The following is a 3,535-nucleotide window of genomic DNA, read 5'->3' on the forward strand; positions in this document are numbered from 1 at the left end:
CAGCTCCGGCAACTGAAGACGGGCGCGTTTCTCGAGAACGCGTCGATCACGAACGGCCGGCTCCGCATCATCGGCGGGCTGCTGCTGGTTGACTCGGGCGGCACGCTGCAAGTCATCGGACACCTCGCCGGAAACGGCGACTTCGTGTGGTCTGGTCCGTGGGCGTTCACGGGCGAGGGTGAGATTACCGGGGACGTCGCGCTCACGGGCAACCTGGAAGTGCTCGACGACGGCACGATCAAGGTGGGGAACATCGAACTCCGCGACGGAAAGGTTTTCGTCGGCACGGGCGCGAGCCAGATCGTCATTGACGGCGACACAGGGAAGATTCTCGCCGGCGACGTCGAGATCGAGCTGGACCAGATAACCGTGGGCGGCGGTGACTCGCCGGCCACGCTCAAGGACGGCGCGCTCGGTTTCGAGACGGGCGGCAAGGTCGAGGCGGACACGACGAACAACGGCATCCGAATGACGGTCGGAGGTGCCCAGGTCTACGTTGGCACGGGCGGAGCGGCCCTTCAGTTCGGAACGCGAACGCTCATCATCACCGCAGGTGGGTTCAATTTTCTGAACCTGGATACCATCCCTCAAAGTCTCACGGTTGACGAGAACCCGATCAACAGCATGTACGTCGACGCCACGACGGGCCGCCCATATCGCGTGGTGGCTGGCTAGCAGAGGTCCTTCGCTGCAGCTTCGTAGATCTTGAAGCTGTCGAGGTAGGCGCCGTAGGTGCGCTCTTCACCGTCGATCACCGTGATGTCTTCCGGTGCGGTGCCAGACGCGAGGAGCTCACAGGCCTTTATACCGGCCTCGATGAGTTGGTCATTGGTCGCGTTGGGGATCACGTTTGCTGGCCGGAGGGTATCGCGCACGCTGGCGACGTAGGCAGCTTCGTCCCGGGTGGAAGTTTCGGTGGACGCTGCGGCCGGCGTTTCTGCTGTGAGCGGTTCGACTTCGACGGTGGTGTCTCCGTCGCTGTACACCCCTGACGCGCCGGGGGTGACGTCGACTCGTTCCTCGCTGGTTTCGACGCTGACGCAGCCGGAGAGCGCCAGCAGCACCACGGCAACACCGGTCAGGACGAGTCCACGTTTCATGCCGCTCACCATACCCACCCGAGCCCGTCGCTGGTAGAGCCGGCGGCGACCGAAAGGACGTCCCCTGATGGGTTACCTGAGACCAACCGACGGGCGCACCCTGTGCTCGCGTGACTGCCACCGCGGCCGCACGCCTCCCTCGCAGGAGGCAGGCACCGACATCTGGGCCGACTTCGGCACGCCCCTGCGCGCCGCGGAAGCGGGGCGGGTGTTCGAGGTCGGCGGGAGCATCTTTGCCGCGACCGGGTACTTCGTCACGATCGACCTGGATGACGGCCGCCGCATCCGCTACCTCCACCTGTGGGAACGGTACGTCGCCCGCGGTGATCGAGTCGCGCGCGGCACGATCTTCGCGCAGTCCGGAGGATCCGGCTACGGCTCGATGACGGCCGCCGGCGGGCCCGGGACGGTGGGCCGCCACGTGCACGTCACGCTGTGGCCGACGCACGCATACGACTTCGGAACGAACGCGCGGACCCTCGACTTCGAGGCGTACGCAGACCCGATCGGGTCGACCGCATCGAGCGGAACCACAAGCGAGGAGGAAGAGCTCATGGGAGTTCTCGACGACATCCGAGACATGTTCGACGCGACGAATCAGGCGATCGAGCAGCGCACGCAGGCGCAGCATGACGTGACCCGTGCGTTCCTGCTGGACCAGACGCAGCGGCAGCACGACGTCACCCGCGGCTACCTGGCCGACCTGACGCAGGCGCAGCATGACGTGACCCGCGGGTATCTCGTGGACACGATCACCGCCGCGGTCGCGAAGACCTCGCCTGGTGTGGACCCGGGCGTCGTGCGCGACGCCGTGGAGTCCGCGGTCCGGGACATCGAGGTCGAAGCGAACGTCGACATCGATGCGATCGCCAAGCGCGTGAACGACGAGGCCGACAAGCGCGCGCGTCAGCGACTCAACCAGCCCGCAGCGTCGTGATCCGGCTGAATGGCTCCCGCGGCGCGGCACTTCTCGTCGCGGGAGCCTACTGCTTCGCTCGCGGCGTCGCCTACCTCCCCATCTTCGGCGACGTCCCTTCATCGCTACCGGCCGGGCTCGATCTCATCTCGGCCGCAATGTCGATCGAAGTATGGGCGGGCATCTGGATCATCGTCGGTGTCGGGTGCTGCCTCCGTGCGTTCTCCACCGCCGATGCGGTTGCGTGGGGCCTCCTCACCGCGATCATGACCGCATGGGGGATGGCCTACGGGCTCGGCTGGGGAATCGCCATCGCGAACGGGCAGCCGTCGCGGGAGTGGCTGAACATGTCCACCTACCTCGGTCCGGCGATCATCATCGCGATCCTCTCGATCCAGCGGGCCCGGAAAGGGTCCGCCGATGCCCACTGAGATCGCGTCCGCAGTACCCACCGTCCTCGTCGCGCTGATCGCGGCCGTCGCCGGAATCGTCGTCGCGATCCTCAACCGCCGAGGCAACCGCGAGAACGCGCTGATGGATCAGCTTCAGGAGGAAGTGAAGTCGGCGCGGGAGCAGCTCGGCACCGTCGAGAAGCGTGTCGACGAGTCCCTCCGTCGCGAGCGGATCCGGGACGACTACATCCATGAGTTGCGCGACCACATCGACCAGCGCAAGCCGCCCCCGCCGCCGCCATGGCCCGAGGGCCTCACCCGCTGACCCCGAACATCCCCGGAGTCTTCGCCTTGAAAGGACACCCCCTCATGAGCACGACCGCTGCTCCCACCAGCACCCTCGCGACCTACGCGAAGTCCCTCGTCTACGTCGCGCTCGCGCTGATCGGCTTCGCCGTCACCGCGCTCGCGGACAACGTCATCACCGGTGAGGAGGCGCTGAACTTCGTCATCATCGGTCTCGGCGCGCTCGTCGTGTACGTCGTGCCGAACATGCCGACCGGCGTGGCCGCCTACTCGAAGACCATCGCCGCGTTCATCATCGCCGGCGTCGTCATGCTGATCTCGCTCCTGTCCGGCGGCGTGACGCTTTCCGAGTGGCTGCAGGTCATCATCGCCGCGTTCGCCGGCATCGGCACCCTCGTCCCGAACCGCACGCCGGCGGAGTACGCCTCCGCTGACCCGCACAACCCGGCGCTGTTCCGCGGCGCCGGCGGACACAACGAGCCGTGATTCTCCGGCTGGCGGCGGCGGTCTTCCTGGTGTGGGCCGTCGCCGCTTTGTCGTACCCGGCTTTCACTCGCGTCACCCTGCCGTCATCCGCGGCATCACCCCGTCGCCGTCACCCCGCCCGGTGAAGGCTGGAAGGAGCCACGCATGGCGCTCGCAACTGTTACCGGAACGCTCAGCGACTTCGGCGGCGGACTGGACCTGTCGATCTCCCCGCGGATCGTGTTCCGCCCGAACGGCGCCGCGGTCGGCGGCGGGGGGCTGTTCTTCTCCCGCCCGATCATCGTCGACACGTTCGACGGCAGCGGCGGGTGGGAGGTGCAGCTCGAGAGCACGGA

At 67.1% G+C, this 3,535-nt stretch carries 7 protein-coding genes; 6 read left to right on the top strand and 1 reads right to left on the bottom strand.

Annotated features, from left to right (window positions below; all coding sequences use genetic code 11):
* Positions 1-675 (top strand): hypothetical protein (locus LL239_RS17355; RefSeq protein ID WP_228164581.1); only part of this gene is annotated, 675 nt, incomplete at its 5' end.
* On the opposite strand, the gene LL239_RS17360 is transcribed toward LL239_RS17355, so the two are convergent.
* Positions 672-1,100 carry a hypothetical protein gene (locus LL239_RS17360; RefSeq protein ID WP_228164582.1) on the bottom strand — a complete coding sequence of 143 codons (429 nt, stop codon included), beginning with the start codon at positions 1,098-1,100 and terminating at the stop codon, positions 672-674. The genes LL239_RS17355 and LL239_RS17360 overlap by 4 nt on opposite strands.
* A 67-nt stretch (positions 1,101-1,167) precedes the next feature.
* Between LL239_RS17360 and LL239_RS17365 the strand changes: the two genes are divergently transcribed.
* The 5 genes from LL239_RS17365 to LL239_RS17385 form a co-directional block, all read left to right on the top strand.
* Positions 1,168-2,037 carry a M23 family metallopeptidase gene (locus LL239_RS17365; protein ID WP_228164583.1) on the top strand — a complete coding sequence of 290 codons (870 nt, stop codon included), beginning with the start codon at positions 1,168-1,170 and terminating at the stop codon, positions 2,035-2,037.
* Complete coding sequence (locus LL239_RS17370; RefSeq protein WP_228164584.1) at positions 2,034-2,447, top strand: hypothetical protein; 414 nt, start codon at positions 2,034-2,036, stop codon at positions 2,445-2,447. The genes LL239_RS17365 and LL239_RS17370 overlap by 4 nt, the downstream gene beginning before the upstream one ends.
* Positions 2,437-2,733 (top strand): hypothetical protein, encoded by a 297-nt coding sequence (locus LL239_RS17375; protein WP_228164566.1) that lies wholly within the window; start codon positions 2,437-2,439, stop codon positions 2,731-2,733. The genes LL239_RS17370 and LL239_RS17375 overlap by 11 nt, the downstream gene beginning before the upstream one ends.
* A gap of 44 nt (positions 2,734-2,777) precedes the next feature.
* Positions 2,778-3,200: a hypothetical protein gene (locus LL239_RS17380; RefSeq protein ID WP_228164585.1), complete on the top strand. Its 423-nt coding sequence runs from the start codon at positions 2,778-2,780 to the stop codon at positions 3,198-3,200.
* 144 nt (positions 3,201-3,344) lie between these two features.
* A partial coding sequence (locus tag LL239_RS17385) for a hypothetical protein (RefSeq protein ID WP_228164586.1) occupies positions 3,345-3,535 on the top strand: 191 nt, incomplete at its 3' end.

Source organism: Microbacterium testaceum, assembly GCF_020781835.1.
GTDB classification, from domain to species: domain Bacteria; phylum Actinomycetota; class Actinomycetes; order Actinomycetales; family Microbacteriaceae; genus Microbacterium; species Microbacterium testaceum_H.